This is a genomic window from Microbacterium sp. cx-59, from assembly GCF_020805625.1.
GTDB lineage: Bacteria > Actinomycetota > Actinomycetes > Actinomycetales > Microbacteriaceae > Microbacterium.
Genome location: NZ_JAJHGO010000001.1, coordinates 183,631 through 204,084 on the forward strand (window position 1 = coordinate 183,631; position 20,454 = coordinate 204,084).

Here is a 20,454-nt window from a genome sequence, read left to right on the forward strand (position 1 = left end):
CGAGCGGGGCCACCCGCCGCCACGCCAGCGCCGGGGCTAGAAGATGCCGGGCCAGAGCGCGACGGCGAGGGGGTAGCCGACGAAGGCGAAGACGTCGATCACCGTGTGTGCGATGACCAGCGGCATGACCCGGCCCCAGCGTCGGTAGCACCAGCCGAAGACGATGCCCATCGCGATGTTTCCCACGATCGATCCGACGCCCTGGTACGCGTGGTAGAGCCCGCGAAGGCCCGCGGTGACCAGGATGATCGTCCACCAGTTCCAGCCCAGCCGGCGCAGGCGGTCGAACAGGTAGCCGAGGAAGATGACCTCCTCGGTGAGGCCCGCACGCACCGCGGCGAGGATGAGCAGCGGCACCGTGTACCAGGCGGCATCCAGCGGCGACGCGACGACGCCGACCGTGACGCCCAGCAGCCGGCCCGCGACGTACAGCCCGAGCCCGGGAATCCCGATCACCGCGACGAGCAGCAGACCGCGGCCGGCGTCGCCGCCGATGCGGCGGAAGTCCAGCCCGATGCGCGCGAGCGCACGTGACCCCGGCTCCCACAGCAGATACACGACGAGCGCGACCACCGCGAGCGAGAACACGATGTCGAGCAATTGGTACAGCGCGTCCCAGAGGGCCTCGGCGTCGCGCGCGGGGTTGAGCTGCGTCTGCTGCGCCCCGACGGGTTGGTTCGTCTCCAGCGAGCGTTGCACGGTCCGGATGAAGGACAGCACCGAGTACAGCGCCGATTGCCCGACCGAAACGGCGAGCACGAGCCAGATCTCCCACCGGATGCGGGTGCGCGCGGCGCCGCCCACGGGCGCGGGATCGAACACTCCGAAGGGGCGCTTCTGCACCCGGTCAGCCTGCCATAGCGCACGCGGCCTCCCCACCCGGGCGGGCACGTTCAGGGTCGACGCATAAAGTGTCGGGGTTCCGTTGCGGGCGTGACGAGGTGCGCGCCGCGGACGCGAAGCCCACCTCCCCGGGCATGAAGCCCCCCGCGCACACGCGACATCGCCACAGGGCACCATGACCGGGGGCGGTCATGAACAGCGGCGACCGGCTCACACACGGTACGAACGAGGAGGACAGCGGATGCGGTGGCGCACGAGGTTCACGGCGACGATCGCGGTGGCCGCCCTGGCGGTCGGGCTCACCGCGTGCGCTCCCGACGACACCGACCGTCTCGTACCGGGGAGTGCGATCACGGTCGCCCTCGATGCACCCGTCACGTCGCTGAACCCCGCGGTCCTCGGCCAGGACGGCGCGGCGAACACCGCGCTCGCCGCGCTCACGACCTCGGGCTTCTGGCGCCGCGACGCCGACGGCGAGCGGGTGCCGCAGGATCGGTTCGGCAGCATCCGCGTGCAGTCCCGTGATCCGCTCACCGTCATCTACACGGTCAACGACGGCGTGCGCTGGTCGGATGGCGCCCGCGTCGACGCCGCCGACCTGCTGCTCACATGGGCGGCCGGAACGACGCACCGGACGGGCGGAAACCCGGACGCGGATGGGCTCCCCGAAACGCGCTGGAACACGGGCGCGGGCCCGGATCGGGGCCTCGACCTCGTTGCCGAGACCCCTGAGATCGGCGACGACGGCCGCAGCATCACCCTGGTCTACACCTCGCCCGCCGCCGACTGGGAGTCGGCTTTCGACGCGCCGCCGGTCGCCGCGCACCGGGTCGCGATGCTCGCTCATCCGGATGACGATCTGGACGCACCGGCAGCCAAAGCCGCGCTGATCGCCGCCGTCCAGGACGACGATCTCGACTGGCTCGCTCCGGTATCCCGGGCATACCGCGAGGACTTCGCGCTCGGCGCTGTCGGGGCGAATGACGCGGTCACGAACGGCGCGTACCTGATCGACGCGGTGTCGGCCGACGGCACCCGGGTCGATCTGCGGGCGAATCCGGACGGTATCGGTGCGCCGTCCCCCCGCGTCGAGCGGGTGACGGTCCAGGCGATCCCGGATGCCGCCGAGCGCCTCGCCGCCGTCTCCCGCGGTGACGTCGACATCGCCGCTGCGCCCGCGACGTCCGAGTCGGTCGCATTCGCGGGTCAGGCGGCCGGCGCGGCCGTCGCCCTCGGCACGGGCTTCGACCACCTCGACCTGCAGACCGCCGGCGGGGGCGTGTTCGACCCCGCGACCTACGGCGGCGATGAGGAGCGGGCCCGCGACGTGCGCGCCGCGTTCCTCGCCACCGTGCCCCGCGCGGACCTCCTCGCCGCACTCGCGACTCCCTTCGTTCCGGATGCGGAGGTGCGCCGATCCGCCGTGCGCCCTCCCGACCCGGTCGGGGATCCGCATCCGCTGCCGACGCCCGCGCCCCCGACCCCCGCGACCGAGACCGAGACCGAGACCCCGACCCCGACCCCCGAGACCGAGACCCCGCCCTCGACCGAGACCTCACCCTCACCCGACGACGCCCCCGACATCGATCGCGCGCGGGACCTGCTCGCCGAGGCGGACGTGCCAAACCCGACGGTGCGGCTGCTCTTCCCCGCGAACGACTCCCGGCGAGCGGCGGCTTTCGGGCTGCTCGCGGCCTCCGCGGCCGAGGCCGGAATCACGCTCGTCGACGCCTCGCGCGCGGACTGGGCCTCCACACTGTCCGCTCCCGGGGAGTACGACGCGGCGCTCTTCGCGTGGGATGCTGATCCGTCGGCTCCGGTGGCGCTCGCCGCGGGCTACGCGACCGCGGGAGCGGCGAACGTCTCCGGCTGGTCGGACGACACCGTGGACGATCTCATCGCGCAGCTGGGCGCGGAGACGGATGCCGACGCCCGCGATCCGATCCTCGATGCGCTCGACGAACAGATCGCGGCGCAGGCGTGGTCGCTGCCGCTCGTGCCGGTGCCCATCGTGACGGTCTGGTCGGATGCGGTCACGGGCGTGCGGCCCGCCGCGGCTGCGAACGGCGTGCTCGCCGGCTTCGCCGACTGGGTGCCCGCATCCGCCGAAACTCGATCCGAGCAGCCGCGAGACTCCGTTTCGCACGGCTGAATGCGCCGTGTGCTTACAGATTGAGCAATCTGCTTCATCTGTTCATGTCGACGTTAAGGCTATGTAACTTTTGCGTCAGCCGTTTTGACCATGGCGAGGCGCGTGCTTATCGTTCTCGTATTCGCGACATGACGATCGCACAGCTTCGTCATGCTCGCATCATCCCTGCACAGGAGGAATAGTGAAGCGCAGCAGAATCGCTCTCGCGAGCATCGCGCTGGTCGGAGTCGGGGCACTCGCCCTGGCCGGTTGCGCGAGCGGCGGTGGCTCGAACGAGTCCACCGGTGGCTCGTCCGACGCCGTCATCAGCGCCAACGGGTCCGAGCCCCAGAACCCGCTCATCCCGACCAACACGAACGAGACGGGTGGCGGCAAGATCCTCGACTCGATCTTCGCGGGCCTCGTCTACTACGACGCAAACGGTGCTCCCGTCAACGACGTCGCCGAAGAGATCACGACCGAGGACCCTCAGCACCTCACGGTCAAGATCAAGGAAGGCCTGACCTTCACCGACGGTGAAGAGATCACGGCTGACAACTTCATCAAGGCGTGGAACTACGGCGCTCTGGCCTCCAACGAGCAGCTCTCCAGCTACTTCTTCGAGGACATCGAGGGCTTCAGCTACGACGAGGACTCCGAGCTCACCGGTCTCGCGCAGGTGGACGACTACACGTTCACCATCGCGCTGAACAAGCCGGCCTCCGACTTCGCGCTGCGCCTGGGCTACTCGGCCTTCTACCCGCTCCCCGATGTCGCGTTCGACGACATGGATGCGTTCGGTGAGAGCCCGATCGGCAACGGCCCGTACAAGCTGGCCGCGGACGACGCGTGGCAGCACGACGTCGAGATCGACCTCGTCAAGAACGACGAGTACACCGGTGGCCGTGCGGCCCAGAACGGTGGACTCAAGATCGTCTTCTACGCGTCGCAGGATGCGGCGTACGCCGACCTGCTCGCCGGCAACCTGGACGTCCTCGACGCCATCCCGGATGCGGCACTCGCGACCTACGAGTCGGACCTCGGTGACCGTCAGGTCAACCAGCCCGCCGCGATCTTCCAGTCCTTCACGATCCCGGAGAGCCTCGCGCACTTCGCGGGCGAAGAGGGCAAGCTGCGTCGCCAGGCGATCTCGATGGCGATCAACCGCCAGGAGATCACCGACACGATCTTCCAGGGCACCCGCACCCCCGCCAGCGACTTCACCTCCCCGGTGATCGACGGCTGGTCGGACTCCCTGGAGGGCGCTGACGTCCTCGGCTTCGACGCCGACAAGGCGAAGGAACTGTGGGCCGAGGCCGACGCCATCTCCCCGTGGGACGGCACGTTCCAGATCGCGTACAACTCCGACGGCGGACACCAGTCGTGGGTCGACGCGACCACCAACTCGATCAAGAACACGCTGGGCATTGAGGCATCCGGCGCCCCGTACGTCGACTTCGCGTCGCTGCGTACCGAGGTCACCAACCGCACCATCACGACCGCGTTCCGCACCGGATGGCAGGCCGACTACCCGGGTCTGTACAACTTCCTCGGACCGCTGTACGCGACCAACGCGGGCTCGAACGACGGTGACTACTCGAACGCCGAGTTCGACCAGCTCCTGAGCGACGGCATCTCGAGCACCGACCCGGCGACGGCCAACGAGGACTTCCAGTCGGCGCAGGAGATCCTGCTCCAGGACCTCCCGGCCATCCCGCTCTGGTACTCGAACGTCAACGGTGGATTCGCCGAGACGGTCGACAACGTCCAGTTCGGCTGGAACTCCGTTCCGCTGTACTACGCGATCACGAAGGCGTAAGCCCTCTCGATCACATCCGCGAGGCGGTGACCATAGAGTCACCGCCTCGCGGCCTGTCCAGGAGCAACCCGCGTCACACATGCGGCGCTTATGCTCTACAACGGATGCGGTCGCCCGCGCCGATCGCGCGGCGGCGACCTGCTTGCATCCACCCGGCTGGAGGGAGTGAGGGTGCTCGGTTACATCCTCAGACGCATCCTGCAGGTGATCCCGGTGTTCTTGGGATCCACCCTGCTCATCTATTTCCTGGTGTTCGCGATGCCAGGCAACCCGATTTTGGCGCTCTTCGGCGATCGCACGCCGAACCAGGCGGTCATCGACGGACTCATGGCCCAGTACCACCTGGACCAGCCGTTCATCGTGCAGTACTTCTACTACCTCATGGGCATCCTGCAGGGTGACATGGGTACGACGTTCTCCGGGCAGTCGGTCAACGATGTCCTCGCCCGCACGCTCCCCGTCACCGGTCGCCTCGCCGTGATGGCCATCGCGATCGAGTTCACGCTCGCGATCATCATCGGCACGATCTCGGCTCTTCGTAAGGGCAAGCTGTTCGACAACGTCGCCCTCGTGATCTCGCTCGTCTTCGTCGCGATCCCGATCTTCGTGCTCGCGTTCCTCGCGCAGTACTTCCTCGCGATCCAGCTCGGATGGTTCAAGCCCACGGTCGGGTCCTCGAACGACTGGGGCGATCTCTGGTTGCCCGCGATCGTGCTGGGTGTGAGCCTCTACGCCACGAGCATGCGCCTGATGCGCGGCTCCGTGATCGACACGCTCAACCAGGACTGGGTGCGAACGGCGTACTCCAAGGGAATGTCGCGTCGGCGCGTCATCCCGGTGCACGTGCTCCGGAACTCGCTCATCCCGGTGATCACCAACTCCGCGACGAACTTCGGCGTGCTGCTGGTCGGCGCCACGGTGACCGAGGCGATCTTCAACGTGCCGGGAGTGGGTAACACCCTCTTCCAGGCGACGCTGCGCCACGAGGGTCCCACGATCGTGTCGTTCGTCACGGTCTTCGTGATCCTCTACGTGCTCGTCAACCTCGTCATCGACCTGTTGTACGGTCTGCTCGACCCGAGGATCCGCTATGTCAAGTAACTCCGAACTGCCCACGCATTTCGTCGCTCCGGTGAAGGACGCTGTCATCACCGTCGACGCGGTGAAGATCGACGACAAGCCGTCGAGCCTCTGGCGGGACGCCTGGCGCGACCTGCGCAAGCGCCCGACGTTCTGGCTGTCGGTGCTCATCGTGCTCGTCGTGCTCATCATGGCGATCTTCCCGACGCTGTTCACGCAGACTCCGCCGAACAACGACTGCCAACTGGCGAACAGCAACGGCGGACCGACCTCCGGTCACCCGCTCGGATTCACGTTCCAGGGGTGCGACATCTGGGCGCGAATCGTCTGGGGATCGCGCACGTCGCTGTCCGTCGGACTCCTCGCGACGCTGATCGGCTCGGTCATCGGCCTCATCATGGGCGCCCTCGCGGGCTTCTACGGCGGATGGCTCGACTCGCTGCTCTCGCGCGTCGGCGACATCTTCTTCGCCATCCCGTACATCCTCGCCGCGGTCGTCGTCATGAGCGTGTTCTCGGACTTCCGGAACGTGTTCACCCTCGCGGTCGCGATCGGTGGATTCGCCTGGGCCTCCACCGCCCGAGTCGTTCGCGCCGAGATCCTCCGCGTCCGTCAGGCGGACTTCGTGACCGCGTCGCGGGCGCTGGGTCAGACGCGGTTCCAGACCCTCGTCACCCACGTCGTTCCGAACGCGATCGCTCCGCTGATCGTGCTGTCGACGCTGTCGCTCGCGGCAGCGATCGTCGCGGAGGCGACCCTCGCGTTCCTGGGTGTCGGCCTCGGATCCGATGTCATGTCGTGGGGCGCCGACATCAGCAACGCGCAGCAGTCGCTGCGGAACGCCCCGATGGCCCTCATCTATCCGTCGATCGCGCTGACCGTCACGGTGCTCGCGTTCATCCTGCTGGGCGAGCTGATCCGCGACGCCCTCGACCCGAGAGCGAGGGCGCGTCGATGAGCGACAGCACCACCACCCCATTGCTCAGCATCCGCAACCTCCGGGTCGCGTTCGACACCCAGGCCGGCAGCCGCGAAGTGCTGCACGGCGTGAACCTCGACGTGTTCCCCGGTGAGACCGTCGCGATCGTGGGCGAGTCCGGTTCGGGCAAGTCGACGACCGCATCCGCCATCGTGAACCTCCTGCCCGGCACCGGGCACGTGACGTCGGGCAGCATCACGCTCGACGGGCGCGAGCTGACCGAGCTCACGCCGGGGCAGATGGAGAAGGTCCGCGGTCGCGACATCGGATACGTCCCGCAGGACCCGATGTCGAACCTCAACCCGGTGTGGAGCATCGGTTTCCAGGTGAAGGAAGCGATCCGTGCGAACGGCGTCGCCACCGGCCGCCAGGCGATCACCGACCGCGCCATCGAGGTTCTGCAGCAGGCCGGCCTCGCCGACGCCGAGAAGCGCCTGCACCAGTACCCGCACCAGTTCTCGGGCGGGATGCGGCAGCGCGCCCTGATCGGCATCGGCCTCGCGGCCGACCCGAAGCTGCTGATCGCCGACGAGCCGACCTCGGCACTCGATGTCACGGTGCAGCGCGTGATCCTCGACCACATGGCGTCGCTGACGCGCGAGAAGGGCACCTCGATGCTCCTGATCACGCACGACCTCGGCCTCGCCGCCGAACGCGCGTCGAAGATCATCGTGATGCAGCAGGGCGAGATCGTCGAGGCCGGTCCGAGCCGCGAGATCCTGCAGAACCCGATCCACCCGTACACGCAGCGGCTCGTCGCGGCCGCGCCCTCGATCGCGTCGCAGCGGCTGCAGGCCGTCGCCGTCAGCCGCGGGATCGAGACCGTGGACGATCTGGCCGACCTCGCGCCGACCGTGCGGGTCACCGACCTCACCAAGGACTACAAGATCCGTCAGGGCGGGTTCCGCAGCGAGCCCTTCCGCGCCGTCGACAAGGTCTCGTTCGAGATCCCGCGCGGGAAGACCCTCGCGCTCGTCGGCGAGTCCGGTTCGGGCAAGTCGACCGTCGCCAAGATGGTGCTGAAGCTCGAGGAGCCGACGTCCGGCGCCATCGAGATCGACGGCACCGACGTGGCGAAGCTCTCGAACCGTGACGCGTTCGCGCTTCGGCGACGGATGCAGCCGGTGTTCCAGGACCCGTACGGCTCGCTCGATCCGCTCCGCAACATCGGCAACACGATCTCCGAGCCGCTCGACATCCACAGCGTAGGCGACAAGGCCTCGCGTCGGGCGCGGGTGCGCGAGCTGCTCGACCAGGTGTCGCTGCCGCAGGACCTCGCGACGCGGTACCCGAGCGAGCTTTCGGGCGGTCAGCGGCAGCGCGTCGCCATCGCGCGCGCGCTCGCTCTGAAGCCCGACATCGTGGTGCTCGATGAGGCCGTGTCCGCGCTCGACGTGCTGGTGCAGGATCAGATCCTGAAGCTCCTCGCGGAGCTGCAGTCCGAGCTGGGCCTGACCTACCTCTTCATCACGCACGACCTCGCGGTCGTCCGTGTCGCGGCCGATACGGTCGCGGTCATGGAGAAGGGGCGCATCGTGGAGCAGGGGACCGTCGACGAGATCTTCGCGAACCCCGCGCAGGACTACACGCGTCGTCTGCTCGATGCGATTCCCGGGGCGACCATCCCGCTCGGCGGGGGAGTGGATCTCTGAGCTCCTCGCCTGGTCACCCGCCCGCGCGGCGCGTGTTCCGCGGCACGTCCGGCACGATCGGTCTGATCGTGTCGGGCGTGATCGCGTTCGTCCTGCTCGGCGACGCGCTGCTGCGGGCGGGCATCGGGGAGACGCTGCTTCTGGCGCCGTGGATCCTGCTGGTGCTCTGGCTCGTGTACGTGACGCTGTACGCGTCGCACGTGACGATCACGCGCGAGGGCGCGGTCGTGCAGAACTATCTGCGCCGCACCACCGTCCCCTGGGGGCGTGTGGCCGACATCCGGATGCGGTGGCAGGTCGTGTTCGTCCTCACCGACGGGTCGGAGGTGAAGGCCTACGGCGGACCCGTCGCGGGTCGTCCGGCGCGCGTGGGGCCGCGCTCCGGAGCGGGTGAGGGCAGGCGCGTGCCTCCCGCGCTGCGCGAGCTCGGAATCATCCAGGACGCGTGGGAGTCCGAGCGGGCGGAGAGTCGCCCGGATGCCCCGATCGCCCGCCAGTGGGATATTCCTGCGCTCGTCGCGCTCCTGGTGATCGTGGTCGGTGCGGTGAGCGCGGTGGTCGGTACGATCTGAGCGCTGTGCTCAGCAAAGCTGCTTAGGGTTACCTAACTGTGGGCGGATGGAGCTATCCACAGGGCACATTGCGTAGGGGACATGAAATGTTACGGTCCTGAGAAGACTCCACCACGACGACGGCTGCACTGAAGCGCCGGGGTTAGGGTCTGTGGGTCGGACTGGTCCGGCACTCCCCCCAGAGCCGCCACCGTGAGGTAGCGGGAGCACTACGAAAGAACGACAATGATCTGTCTGTCTGTGAGACGTCGGACCGTTGGGACCATTCGGTGACGGTCTACGTCATCCGGCGGTTCCTGAACTACGCGATCCTCAGTCTGATTGCGACGTGCATGGCGTACATCCTCGCCAGCACGGTTCTCGACCCCGCCGCTCGGTTCTACGGGATGAATCCCCGTCCGCCGCAGGCGTCCATCGACGCCTCCCTCGACGCCATGGGCGTCAACCCCGACGTGCCCGTCATCGTGCGCATGTGGCACTGGTTGGTGAATCTGTTCACCCAGTTCTCGCTCGGCACCACGGTCGGCGGGGCGCAGGTGACCGACGAGATCTTCTCGCGCTCGGGCGCCAGCCTCCGGCTCCTGCTGATCGGATCGATCATCGGCGCCGTGCTCGGTGTGCTGCTGGGCGTGTGGGGCGCTGTTCGCCAGTACCGCGCGAGTGACCAGATCGTCACGTACGCGTCGTACGTCGTGTTCGCGACGCCGACGTTCGTGATCGGCGTTCTGCTGATGATCGTCGCGACGCAGTTCAACACCCTCATGGGCACGCAAGTGATCCAGTTCACGGGGGAGTACACGGCCGGGATCAGCGGCAGCTGGTGGGACCTCGCCTGGGACCGCGGCATCCATCTCCTGCTTCCGACGCTCGCGCTCGTGCTGATGGGCGCAGCGTCCTACTCGCGGTACCAGCGCAGCGTCATGCTCGACGTGCTGGGGGCCGACTACATCCGCACCGCCCGCGCGAAGGGGCTGCCGCGCACGCAGGCGCTGTACCGCCACGGCGTGCGCCTCGCGCTCATCCCGATGTCGACGTTCTTCGCGTACAGCTTCGGCACGCTCATCGCCGGCTCGGCGATGCTCGAGATCGTCTTCAGCTGGCGCGGGATGGGGCAGTTCCAGATCGAGGCCATCCTGAAGAACGACATCAACGCGGTCGCCGGCAGCACGCTCTTCGTCGCGCTGCTGTATCTGATCTCGTCGACCTTCTCCGAAGTGCTCTACGCGGCTCTCGACCCGAGAGTGAGGACCTGACATGTCCGTCATGCAGGAACAGGCTCTCGAGTCTCCGCTCGAGCCGGGGAACACCGTGTCCGGTACCCGGCGGCCGCTGTCGCGGAACGCCCTGGTGTGGCTGCGCTTGAAGCGCATGCCCCGCTTCTGGATCGGCATCACGGTCGTCGTGGGCATCATCCTGTGGGCGTTCATCGGCCCGCTGCTCTACCCGTACGGCATCACCGACCGCGACGCGCTCAACATGGGCATGGGGCCGACCACGCTGCACTGGTTCGGCACGAACTCCATCGGGCAAGACATCTACGCCCAGACGCTGTCCGGCCTGCAGAAGTCCCTCGTCATCGGTCTCGTCGCCGGGCCCGCCGCCACGATTATCGCGGCGATCGTGGGTTCGACGGCCGGCTACGTCGGCGGATGGGTCGACCGGGTCATCCAGTGGTTCATCCTGCTGCTGCTCGTGATCCCCGCGTTCTTCCTCTTCATCCTCCTCAGCCCGCTCATCAAGGGGCTGTCCTGGGTGGTGCTGATGTTCTACATCGCGCTGTTCAGCTGGATGATCATGGCGCAGGTGGTGCGCAGCCAGACCCGGTCGCTCCGCAATCGGGACTTCGTGCGGGCGGCGCGGTACATGGGCATGCCCACCGGCAAGATCCTGCGGCGCCACATCGTGCCCAACATGGCCTCGATCCTGATCATCGACGCGACCCTCGGTGTCGTCTCGGCGATCATGTCGGAGACGGCGCTCAGCTACTTCGGGTTCGGCATCCAGAAGCCCGATGTGTCGCTCGGAACGCTTCTCGCCGACGGCACCGCCGCCGCGGTCACCCGGCCGTGGCTGTTCGTGTTCCCGGCCTTCGTCCTCATCGCGCTGTTGTTCGCCATCAGCCTCGTCGGCGACGCGCTCCGCGACGCCATCGACCCCACGTCTGGAAACAACCGTGACTGACCCGCGCCCCGCGACCCCGACCCGGACCGGAACCCCGCTGCTGTCCGTCCGCGACCTCAGCGTCACCTTCCCGCAGCGCGAAGGTCCGGCCGTGCACGCCGTTCGCGGCATCTCGTACGACGTCTTCCCGGGGGAGTTCCTCGGGATCGTCGGCGAGTCGGGCTCGGGCAAATCCGTTTCCTCGCTGGCCGTCATGGGGCTGCTGCCCTCGAGCGCCCAGGTCTCCGGTGCCATCGAGTTCGAGGGCACGTCTCTCCTCGGCCTCGACGACGCCAAGATGTCGCGCGTGCGCGGCAAGGGTCTCGCGATGGTCTTCCAGGACCCGCTCTCCGCGCTCACACCGGTCTACACCGTCGGCGATCAGATCAGCGAGGCCCTGCGGCTGCACGACGGCAAGCTGTCGGCGCAGGCGGCGGCCGCTCGCGCGGTCGAGCTGCTGAAGGTGGTCGGGATACCGGATGCGGACCGCCGCGCGCGGGCCTTCCCGCACGAGTACTCCGGCGGGATGCGTCAGCGCGCGATGATCGCGATGGCGATCGCGAACGACCCGCAGGTGATCCTCGCGGACGAGCCGACCACGGCCCTCGATGTCACCATCCAGGCCCAGATCCTCGAGGTGCTGGAGACGGCCAAGGAGATCACCGGTGCAGCCGTCGTGCTGATCACCCACGACCTCGGAGTGGTCGCCGGTCACGCCGACCGCGTCGGTGTGATGTACGCCGGCAAGATGGTCGAGCTCGGATCGACCGACGAGGTGTTCGCGGCCCCCCACATGCCGTACTCGATCGGGCTGCTGCGCTCCGTCCCGAACATGATGACGGCGGGAACCCAGCGACTCGTGCCGCTCGAGGGTCGTCCGCCGTCCCTCGCTCACCTTCCCGCCGGCTGCCCGTTCGCCGCGCGCTGTCCGATCGCGATCGACGCGTGCCGCGAGGTCGAGCCGGCGCTGGTCGCGCACGACCCGGAGTCGCTCCTGCATGTCTCAGCCTGCATCCGTGCCGGCGAGATCGCGTCGGGCGAGCTGCGGCGTCCGGAGATCTTCCCCCGCCCCGAGCCCCTTCCGGCCGAGGAGCGCGCGGAGACCGATGGGGCCCCGGTCGTCGAGGTCACCGATCTGATCCGGCACTTCCCCCTCATGAAGGGATCGGTGTTCCCGCGACGCGTCGGCACCGTCCGTGCGGTCGACGGCGTCTCGTTCACGCTCCGCCCGGGCCGCACGCTGGGCCTCGTCGGCGAGTCCGGATGCGGCAAGACCACCACAATCCTCGAGATCATGGAGATGACGGCGCCGCAGTCCGGCAGCATCCGCATCCAGGGAACCGACGTCGGATCCGCCACGAAGCGGGAGATCAACGCGCTGCGTCCGGGTGTCCAGATCGTCTTCCAAGACCCGATGGGCGCTATCGACCCGCGCCTGCCGGTCGGTGAGGTCATCACCGAGCCGCTGTGGGTGCAGGGAGCGGCGAAGGCGGAGCGTGACGCGCGCGTCACCGAGCTGCTCGAGCTCGTCGGACTCGACCCGGCCATGGCCGATCGGTACCCGCACGAGTTCTCCGGCGGCCAGCGTCAGCGCCTCGGCATCGCACGCGCGCTCTCGACCAACCCGGCGGTGCTCATCCTCGACGAGCCCGTATCGGCGCTCGACGTGTCGGTGCAGGCCGGCGTCATCAACCTGCTCGAAGACCTCAAGGACCGCCTCGGCCTGTCGTACCTCTTCGTCGCGCACGATCTGGCGGTCGTCCGCCAGATCGCCGACGACGTCGCGGTGATGTACCTCGGTCGGATCGTCGAGCAGGGTCCGATCGCCGAGATCTTCCACACCCCCCGGCATCCCTACACGAAAGCCCTCATCTCCGCGGCTCCGATCCCGGACCCGACGATCGAGAGGCAGCGCACGCGCATCCTGCTGAACGGCGATCTGCCCAGCCCGACGCAGGAGATCGAGGGATGCCGGTTCCGCACCCGCTGCCCGCTGTACGCGCTGCTCGACGAGAGCGCGCGCACGCGCTGCCGCGAGTCCGACCCGCAACTCGCCGCGCACGGTCGCGCACAGGTCGCCTGCCATCACGTGGATCGCTCCGCGTTGGTGGAACAGGCGGCACTGGCCGACGCGTCATGAACCCCCCGGTGAAGGCACCACGGCGCCGAGGTAACACAAGGAACACGAGAGGAAACGATCACATGATGAGGACACGAAGGGCCAGGACACTCGGCGCTCTGGCCATGGTCGGTGCGGCTGCTCTGCTGATCTCGGGATGCGCGGCCGGTAACACGGCCGCCCCGAGCGCCAGCACGAGCGCGGCAGACCTGCCCACCGTCGACTGGGACGCGGCGACCGCCGACGAGATCCAGGACGGCGGCACGCTCAACCTCGCGGTCGGCGCGCTGCCGGTCAACTACAACAACCTCGAGATCGACGGCAACGACGTCGACACGAACACCATCCTCGCGGCAACGCAGGGCGGTCCGATCAAGATCACGACGGATGGCGAGCCCGTTCTCAACGAGGACTACGCCTCGTCGGTCGAGCTCAGCAGCGAAGACCCGCAGGTCGTCGAGATGAAGCTCAACCCGGATGCGGTCTGGGAAGACGGCACGCCGATCACGGTCGCCGACTGGCAGGCCACCTGGCAGGCCAACAACGGCTCGAACGAGGCCTTCCTCTCCGTGTCGACGACCGGCTGGGACCAGATCTCGTCGATCGAGCAGGGCACCGATGAGTTCGACGTGATCATCACGTTCAGCACGAAGTACGCCGACTGGCAGGGTCTGCTGGGCCTCGTGCTGCCGGCATCCATCGCCTCCGACCCCACCGCGTTCAACGAGGGCTACCTCACGAAGGCGATGCCGTCGATGGGACCGTACGTGATCTCCGACATCGACCAGACCGGTCAGGTCGTGACCCTCACGCCCAACCCGAACTGGTGGGGCGACAAGCCCAAGCTCGACACGATCCTCTTCAAGGTCGTCAGCCAGGACCAGCAGGGTTCCTCGTTCGCCAACCAGGAGATCGACGCGCTCGAGATCTCGGCCAACGCCGACCTCTACGCGACGGCCCAGGCGCGATCTGACGCGGAGATCCAGGCCACGAACGGCCTGACGTGGACGCACCTCACCATGAACGCCAAGGAAGGGCCGCTCGCGGACGTCAACGTCCGCAAGGCCATCGCCTCGATCGTCAACCGCGAGCAGATCGCGGCCGCGGCCAACACGCCGGTCGGCGTGCCGGCTGTGACCCAGGGCTCCTACATCTTCATGGAGGGCCAGGACGGGTACGAAGACGACGCACTTCCGCTCGACCCCGCAGCCGCCGAGGGCTTCCTCGGTGACGCCGGCTACACGAAGGATGGCGACTCCTGGACCAAGGATGGTGCGCCGCTGACGCTCACCATCACCGTTCCCGCCGACACCGCGACGAACATCCAGCGTGCCGAGCAGGTGCAGGCCGACCTCGGTGAGTTCGGGATCCCGGTGGAGCTGACGACGGTTCCGGCCGCGCAGTACTTCAGCGACTACGTGATCCCCGGCAACTACGAGATGGTCTCCTTCTCGTGGCAGGGCACGGCCTTCCCGATCTCCTCGACCGAAGCGATCGTCTACCCGCTGGACTCTGGCCAGAACTTCACCGGCACGACCGACGAGTCGCTCGGAGACCTGTGGACGCAGGCCAACGAGGAGCTCGACCCGGCGAAGCGCATCGAGATCGCCCAGGAGATCAACAAGACGATCTGGTCGTACGTGCCGATCGTCCCGATCGCCCCGCTGCCCGAGGTCTGGGCCGTCAAGCAGGGTCTCGTCAACTACGGCGCGACGATGTTCGGCGTCTCCGCCACGGTCGACTGGACGCTGGTCGGCTGGAAGAAGTAACACCGGCCCGGTCTTCATGACCGGCCGGAACGGGGCGGGATTCTTCGGAATCCCGCCCCGTTCTGCGTCTGCGGCGGGCTCCCGGGCTCCTCTCGGCCGCCTGCGGTAGGCTGGAAGGGCCGGATCCCGGCGAAACCCCTAATCTTTGCAAGGAACTCTTATGGCGCGCGCCCTCCGCTCCGATCTGCGAAACGTCGCGATCGTCGCCCACGTCGACCACGGCAAGACCACTCTGGTCGATGCCATGCTTCGACAGACCGGGTCGTTCGGCTCGCACGAGCACATGGAAGAACGCGCCATGGACTCGAACGATCTCGAGCGCGAAAAGGGCATCACGATCCTCGCGAAGAACACGACGATCACCTACAACGGCGAGCACACCGACGAGCCGATCACGATCAACGTGATCGACACCCCCGGTCACGCCGACTTCGGTGGTGAGGTCGAGCGCGGCCTGTCGATGGTCGACGGTGTCGTGCTGCTCGTCGACGCGAGCGAAGGGCCGCTGCCGCAGACGCGCTTCGTGCTCCGCAAGGCCCTCGAGGCCAAGCTCCCGGTCATCCTGCTCGTCAACAAGACCGACCGCCCCGACGCGCGTATCGCCGAGGTCGAAGAAGAGGCGCACGACCTGCTCCTCGGACTCGCCTCCGACCTGCAGGACGACGTGCCCGACCTCGACGTCGACGCACTCCTCGACGTGCCGGTCGTGTACGCATCCGGTCGCGCCGGCGCCGCCTCGCGCAACCGCCCCGAGAACGGCGCGCTGCCCGACAACGACGACCTCGAGCCGCTCTTCGAGGCGATCATCGAGCACGTGCCGGCACCGTCGTACGACGACGACGCACCGCTCCAGGCGTGGGTCACGAACCTCGACTCCTCGCCGTTCCTCGGCCGCCTCGCGCTCCTCCGCGTCTTCAACGGCACGCTGAAGAAGGGCCAGACGGTCGCCTGGGTGCGCGCCGACGGCTCGACCAGCAACGCTCGCATCACCGAGCTCCTGAAGACCCGCGCCCTCGAGCGCTACCCGGCCGAGTCGGCGGGCCCCGGCGACATCGTCGCGATCGCGGGATTCGAAGACATCACGATCGGTGAGACGATCGCCGACCCCGAAGATGTGCGCCCGCTGCCGCAGATCCACGTCGACGACCCGGCGATCTCGATGACCATCGGCACGAACACGTCGCCGCTCATGGGCAAGGTCAAGGGGCACAAGCTGACCGCCCGCATGGTCAAGGACCGCCTCGACCGCGAGCTCATCGGTAACGTCTCGATCCGCGTGCTCGACATCGGTCGTCCCGACGCGTGGGAGGTGCAGGGTCGCGGTGAGCTGGCTCTCGCCATCCTCGTCGAGAACATGCGCCGCGAAGGCTTCGAGCTGACCGTCGGCAAGCCGCAGGTGGTCACCAAGCAGGTCGACGGCAAGGTCCACGAGCCGTTCGAGCACCTCACGATCGACGCTCCCGAGGAGTACCTCGGCGCGATCACGCAGCTGCTGGCCGCCCGCAAGGGTCGCATGGAGAACATGACGAACCACGGCACCGGATGGGTGCGCATGGAGTTCATCGTCCCCTCGCGCGGCCTCATCGGCTTCCGCACCGAGTTCCTCACCACGACGCGCGGCACCGGCATCGCGAACGCGATCTCGCACGGCTACGAGCCGTGGGCGGGTCAGATCACGACCCGTCAGAACGGCTCGATCGTCGCCGACCGCTCGGGTGTCGTCACCCCCTTCGCGATCATCGGTCTGCAGGAGCGCATGTCGTTCTTCGTGCAGCCCACGCAGGAGGTCTACGAAGGCATGGTCGTCGGCGAGAACTCGCGCGCCGATGACATGGACGTGAACATCACGCGTGAGAAGAAGCTCACCAACATGCGCGCGGCGAGCTCCGACTCCTTCGAGTCGATGACGCCGCCGCGCCTGCTGACGCTGGAGGAGAGCCTCGAGTTCGCCCGCGACGACGAATGCGTCGAGGTCACCCCCGAGGTCGTCCGCATCCGCAAGGTCGAGCTCGACGCGACCGTCCGCGGCCGCAACGCCAGCCGTCTGAAGCGCCAGGACGCGAACGCCTGACCCCACGGGCCGCCGCTCGCGAGAGGGCATTCGGCCGAGCCGAGGATATTCCGTCACGGAACGTCCTCGGCTCGGTCGTTTCTCCTCGGGTCGGCGATTCTGTCGCTCTTCCTCAGGTCCTGGCTAGGCTCGAAGGATGGGCAGAACTGCGGATGCGGATGACGTCCGCCGGGCGACCCGTCAGGGACTCGCCGTCGCCCTCGCCACAAGCGCGTACGGCATCTCGTTCGGTGCGCTCGGGGTCGCCTCGGGGCTCGACGTATGGCAGACCTGCGTGCTCAGCCTCCTCATGTTCACCGGCGGGTCGCAGTTCGCGTTCGTCGGAGTGATCGCGGCCGGCGGACTCGCGGCCGCTCCCGCCGCGATCGCCTCGTCGGCGCTCCTCGGGGTGCGGAACGTCGCGTACGGGATGCGGATGTCGCCCGTCGTGGGTGGCGGGTTCTGGCGCAAGGCTCTCGCCGCTCCGTTCACCATCGACGAGTCCACCGCGGTCGCTCTCGCCCAGACGCAGCCCCGCGCGAGGATGTGGGGGTTCTGGGTCACCGGCATCGGCATCTACCTGGGCTGGAACCTCTCGACCCTCCTCGGCGCGCTCCTCGGCGATGTGCTCGGCGACCCGCGGGCGTACGGACTGGATGCGGCGGCCGCGGCCGCGTTCCTCGCACTGCTCTGGCCGCGCCTGCGGGGGTGTCAGGCGATCGCCGTGGGCGTGGCGGCCGCCGTCGTCGCGACCGTTCTCACCCCGGCCCTCATGCCCGGCGTGCCGGTCCTGCTCGCGGCGGTGGTCGCCCTCGTCGTGGGCTGGTTCAACTGGTGGGATCGGCCGGCGGGCGCGCGCCCTCCGCATCGGGAGTCGAGCGAATGACCCTGTGGAACGCGGTGCTGATCGCCGCCATCGTCTGCGTCGTGCTCAAAACGGTCGGGTACCTCATCCCGACACGCTTCATCGAGGCGCCGCGCCCGGCCCGGATCGCCGATCTGCTGACGGTCGCCCTCCTCGGCGCGCTGGTCGCCGTGCAGGCGCTCGGTGCGGGTCAGGCGATCGAGATCGATGCGCGGCTGCCCGCCCTCGTGGTGGCGGGGGTGCTGCTGGCGCTGCGGGCGCCGTTCCTCGTGGTGGTCGCTGCGGCCGCCGTCGTCGCGGCGCTGCTGCGCCTCCTCGGCTGGGCCGCCTGAGCGGTCGGTCGCCTCGCGGTGGGACCGACCGCGCCCCGAGCGATCCCCACGCCAGCGCCCGCGGGAGCGAGCACCGCGCGTAAGTCCCCGTGCGGCTTCCTGAGACGAGGGCGATCTGCCGGGCCGAGGGCAATTCGCGCCGAAACCCCCTCTGCTCGGCTGATTCCCCTCATCTCGACGGGCGAGCGGACACGTGCGGCATACGCGCACGGGCGGCGCAGCATAGACTCCGCGGGTGGATTCTCGTTTCTCCCGTGTCGCCGCCTGGGCGATCGCCCTCGTCGTCGGCGTCGTGTACGGCGCAGCCGGCTCGCTCGCGCATTCCTCGTTCCTCGGCGTCGTGCCGGTCGGCCTGATGCTCGGCCTCGCCGGCTCGGCAGCCCTCGTCGTCGCGCTCCGTCTGCTCACCGGCGACCGCTGGGCCGCGCTCGCGGGCGGCGGCGGCATGATGCTGGCGACCTACTTCTTCTCGCAGCCCTCCCCGGGTGGTTCCGTGCTGTTCACGCAGCAGAACGAGATCCTTGCCCTCGTCTGGATGGCCGGCGTGCCGCTGGTCACGGCGCTCGTCGTCGCGTGGCCCGACCTGCGCGGCGTCGGTCGAGTCCGCTCCGAGGCGAACTAGACTCGAACCCGTGACGTATGTGATCGCTCTCCCGTGCGTTGATGTCAAGGATCGTGCCTGCATCGACGAGTGCCCTGTCGACTGCATCTACGAGGGCGAACGCTCGTTGTACATCCACCCGGACGAATGCGTCGACTGCGGGGCCTGCGAGCCCGTCTGCCCGGTCGAGGCCATCTACTACGAAGACGATCTGCCGGCCGAGTGGCAGGACTACTACAAGGCCAACGTCGAGTTCTTCGACGAGGTCGGGTCGCCCGGTGGTGCTGCCAAGGTGGGCGTGATCCCCAAGGATCACCCGTTCATCGCGGCGCTTCCGCCGCAGGGCGAGTAGGGCCGGTCGTGGGGGTCGCCCACCTCGCCGACTACCCCTGGGATGCGGTCGCTCCCTACGCGGACATCGCCCGCGCGCACCCCGACGGGATCGTGGACCTGTCGATCGGTTCGCCGGTCGACCCGACGCCCCGTCTGATCGCCGACGCCCTCGCCGCGGCGACCGACGCGCATGCGTACCCGCTGACGGCCGGCACCCCGCCGCTGCGCGAGGCCATCGTCGACTGGTACCGCCGTCGACGCGGTGTCTTCGGGCTCACGCCCGCGAACGTCCTGCCGACGATCGGGTCAAAAGAACTCGTCGCCCTGCTGCCGCTTCTTCTCGGACTCGGACCGGCGGATGCTGTCGTGCACCCGCGTGCCGCGTACCCGACCTACGAGGTCGGCGCCCGGCTCGTCGGTGCGGAGCCCGTCGCGTCCGACGACCCGGCGGAGTGGCCGGCGCACACCCGGCTCGTCTGGATCAACTCGCCCGGCAACCCCGACGGGCGGGTGTGGGATGTGGCGGCTCTTCGACGCGCGCGTGAGCGGGCGGCCGAACTCGGAGCGGTCCTCGTGGGCGATGAGTGCTACGCCGAGCTCGGGTGGGAGGCACCCTGGGACACTCGGCCGGTGCCGTCGGTGCTCGATCCTGCGGTCACCGGGGGAGACCCGACCGGCGTGCTGTCGGTCTACTCGCTCAGCAAGCAGTCGAATCTCGCCGGATACCGAGCGGCCTTCCTCGCGGGTGATTCCGCCGTCGTCGCGCGGCTGCTGACAGCGCGGAAGCACCTCGGGCTCATCCCGCCCGCACCCGTGCAGGCGGCGATGATCGTGGCTCTCGCCGACGACGCGCACGTGCGGGAGCAGAAGGAGCGCTACGCCCGGCGTCGCGCCGTGCTGAAGCCCGCGGTCGAGGCCTACGGCTTCCGGATCGATCGTAGCGAGGCCGGCCTGTACCTCTGGGCGACGCTCGACGAAGACGCGTGGGCGAGCGTCGGACGACTCGCGGAGCTCGGCATCCTGAGCGGTCCCGGGCACTTCTACGGCGCGCATCACACACGTCACATCCGCCTCTCGCTCACGGCGAGCGACGAACGGATCGCCGCCGCCGCGCAGCGACTTTCGTCCTGCTCGTAGAAGTTCTCCAAG

At 68.5% G+C, this 20,454-nt stretch carries 17 protein-coding genes; 16 read left to right on the top strand and 1 reads right to left on the bottom strand.

Annotation, left to right across the window (positions count from 1 at the left end; genetic code table 11):
- Positions 1 to 36: 36 nt before the first annotated feature.
- On the bottom strand, positions 37 to 843 hold the full coding sequence (locus tag LMI96_RS00800; RefSeq protein WP_228360137.1) for a CPBP family intramembrane glutamic endopeptidase: 807 nt from the start codon (positions 841 to 843) through the stop codon (positions 37 to 39).
- A gap of 241 nt (positions 844 to 1,084) precedes the next feature.
- Here LMI96_RS00800 and LMI96_RS00805 point away from each other — a divergent pair, with 241 nt between their 5' ends.
- The 16 genes from LMI96_RS00805 to dapC all read left to right on the top strand — a co-directional run bounded on the left by LMI96_RS00805 (position 1,085) and on the right by dapC (position 20,442).
- Positions 1,085 to 2,995 (top strand): ABC transporter substrate-binding protein, encoded by a 1,911-nt coding sequence (locus LMI96_RS00805; protein WP_228360138.1) that lies wholly within the window; start codon positions 1,085 to 1,087, stop codon positions 2,993 to 2,995.
- 181 nt (positions 2,996 to 3,176) lie between these two features.
- Complete coding sequence (locus tag LMI96_RS00810; RefSeq protein WP_223720713.1) at positions 3,177 to 4,793, top strand: ABC transporter substrate-binding protein; 1,617 nt, start codon at positions 3,177 to 3,179, stop codon at positions 4,791 to 4,793.
- Between the two features lie 171 nt (positions 4,794 to 4,964).
- Positions 4,965 to 5,894: an ABC transporter permease gene (locus LMI96_RS00815; RefSeq protein ID WP_223720714.1), complete on the top strand. Its 930-nt coding sequence runs from the start codon at positions 4,965 to 4,967 to the stop codon at positions 5,892 to 5,894.
- Positions 5,884 to 6,831, top strand: a complete 948-nt coding sequence (locus tag LMI96_RS00820) for an ABC transporter permease (protein WP_228360139.1) — start codon at positions 5,884 to 5,886, stop codon at positions 6,829 to 6,831. The genes LMI96_RS00815 and LMI96_RS00820 overlap by 11 nt, the downstream gene beginning before the upstream one ends.
- Positions 6,828 to 8,504 (top strand): ABC transporter ATP-binding protein, encoded by a 1,677-nt coding sequence (locus tag LMI96_RS00825; protein ID WP_228360140.1) that lies wholly within the window; start codon positions 6,828 to 6,830, stop codon positions 8,502 to 8,504. Before LMI96_RS00820 ends, LMI96_RS00825 begins: the two co-directional genes overlap by 4 nt.
- 32 nt (positions 8,505 to 8,536) lie before the next feature.
- A complete protein-coding gene (locus LMI96_RS00830; RefSeq protein ID WP_228360141.1) occupies positions 8,537 to 9,076 on the top strand; it encodes a PH domain-containing protein in 540 nt (179 codons plus the stop codon).
- 269 nt (positions 9,077 to 9,345) lie between these two features.
- Positions 9,346 to 10,329, top strand: a complete 984-nt coding sequence (locus tag LMI96_RS00835; protein ID WP_223720718.1) for an ABC transporter permease — start codon at positions 9,346 to 9,348, stop codon at positions 10,327 to 10,329.
- Position 10,330: 1 nt separating this feature from the next.
- Positions 10,331 to 11,257, top strand: a complete 927-nt coding sequence (locus tag LMI96_RS00840) for an ABC transporter permease (RefSeq protein ID WP_228360142.1) — start codon at positions 10,331 to 10,333, stop codon at positions 11,255 to 11,257.
- Positions 11,250 to 13,376: an ABC transporter ATP-binding protein gene (locus LMI96_RS00845; protein ID WP_228360143.1), complete on the top strand. Its 2,127-nt coding sequence runs from the start codon at positions 11,250 to 11,252 to the stop codon at positions 13,374 to 13,376. Before LMI96_RS00840 ends, LMI96_RS00845 begins: the two co-directional genes overlap by 8 nt.
- Before the next feature lie 65 nt (positions 13,377 to 13,441).
- The gene (locus LMI96_RS00850; protein WP_228360144.1) at positions 13,442 to 15,124 is read left to right on the top strand and encodes an ABC transporter family substrate-binding protein; all 1,683 of its coding nucleotides are present in this window, start codon (positions 13,442 to 13,444) and stop codon (positions 15,122 to 15,124) included.
- 160 nt (positions 15,125 to 15,284) lie between these two features.
- Entirely contained in the window at positions 15,285 to 17,195 is a 1,911-nt protein-coding gene (gene typA, locus LMI96_RS00855; RefSeq protein WP_223720722.1) for a translational GTPase TypA, read from the top strand.
- A gap of 136 nt (positions 17,196 to 17,331) precedes the next feature.
- Complete coding sequence (locus LMI96_RS00860; protein WP_228360145.1) at positions 17,332 to 18,060, top strand: AzlC family ABC transporter permease; 729 nt, start codon at positions 17,332 to 17,334, stop codon at positions 18,058 to 18,060.
- Positions 18,057 to 18,371, top strand: coding sequence for an AzlD domain-containing protein (locus LMI96_RS00865; RefSeq protein WP_223720724.1), 315 nt, complete (start codon positions 18,057 to 18,059; stop codon positions 18,369 to 18,371). Before LMI96_RS00860 ends, LMI96_RS00865 begins: the two co-directional genes overlap by 4 nt.
- Before the next feature lie 235 nt (positions 18,372 to 18,606).
- A complete protein-coding gene (locus LMI96_RS00870; protein WP_223720725.1) occupies positions 18,607 to 18,993 on the top strand; it encodes a DUF6113 family protein in 387 nt (128 codons plus the stop codon).
- A 10-nt stretch (positions 18,994 to 19,003) separates the two neighbouring features.
- Positions 19,004 to 19,324 carry a ferredoxin gene (gene fdxA, locus LMI96_RS00875; RefSeq protein WP_223720726.1) on the top strand — a complete coding sequence of 107 codons (321 nt, stop codon included), beginning with the start codon at positions 19,004 to 19,006 and terminating at the stop codon, positions 19,322 to 19,324.
- Positions 19,325 to 19,332: 8 nt separating this feature from the next.
- A complete protein-coding gene (gene dapC / locus LMI96_RS00880; RefSeq protein ID WP_228360146.1) occupies positions 19,333 to 20,442 on the top strand; it encodes a succinyldiaminopimelate transaminase in 1,110 nt (369 codons plus the stop codon).
- The last annotated feature ends 12 nt before the right edge of the window (positions 20,443 to 20,454 follow it).

Coding starts and splice junctions, on each gene's coding strand:
- LMI96_RS00820 (WP_228360139.1), top strand. CDS start 5,884: ATGTCAAGTAACTCCGAACTGCCCACGCATTTCGTCGCTCCGGTGAAG.
- LMI96_RS00840 (WP_228360142.1), top strand. CDS start 10,331: ATGTCCGTCATGCAGGAACAGGCTCTCGAGTCTCCGCTCGAGCCGGGG.
- LMI96_RS00825 (WP_228360140.1), top strand. CDS start 6,828: ATGAGCGACAGCACCACCACCCCATTGCTCAGCATCCGCAACCTCCGG.
- typA (WP_223720722.1), top strand. CDS start 15,285: ATGGCGCGCGCCCTCCGCTCCGATCTGCGAAACGTCGCGATCGTCGCC.
- LMI96_RS00860 (WP_228360145.1), top strand. CDS start 17,332: ATGGGCAGAACTGCGGATGCGGATGACGTCCGCCGGGCGACCCGTCAG.
- LMI96_RS00865 (WP_223720724.1), top strand. CDS start 18,057: ATGACCCTGTGGAACGCGGTGCTGATCGCCGCCATCGTCTGCGTCGTG.
- LMI96_RS00805 (WP_228360138.1), top strand. CDS start 1,085: ATGCGGTGGCGCACGAGGTTCACGGCGACGATCGCGGTGGCCGCCCTG.
- LMI96_RS00850 (WP_228360144.1), top strand. CDS start 13,442: ATGAGGACACGAAGGGCCAGGACACTCGGCGCTCTGGCCATGGTCGGT.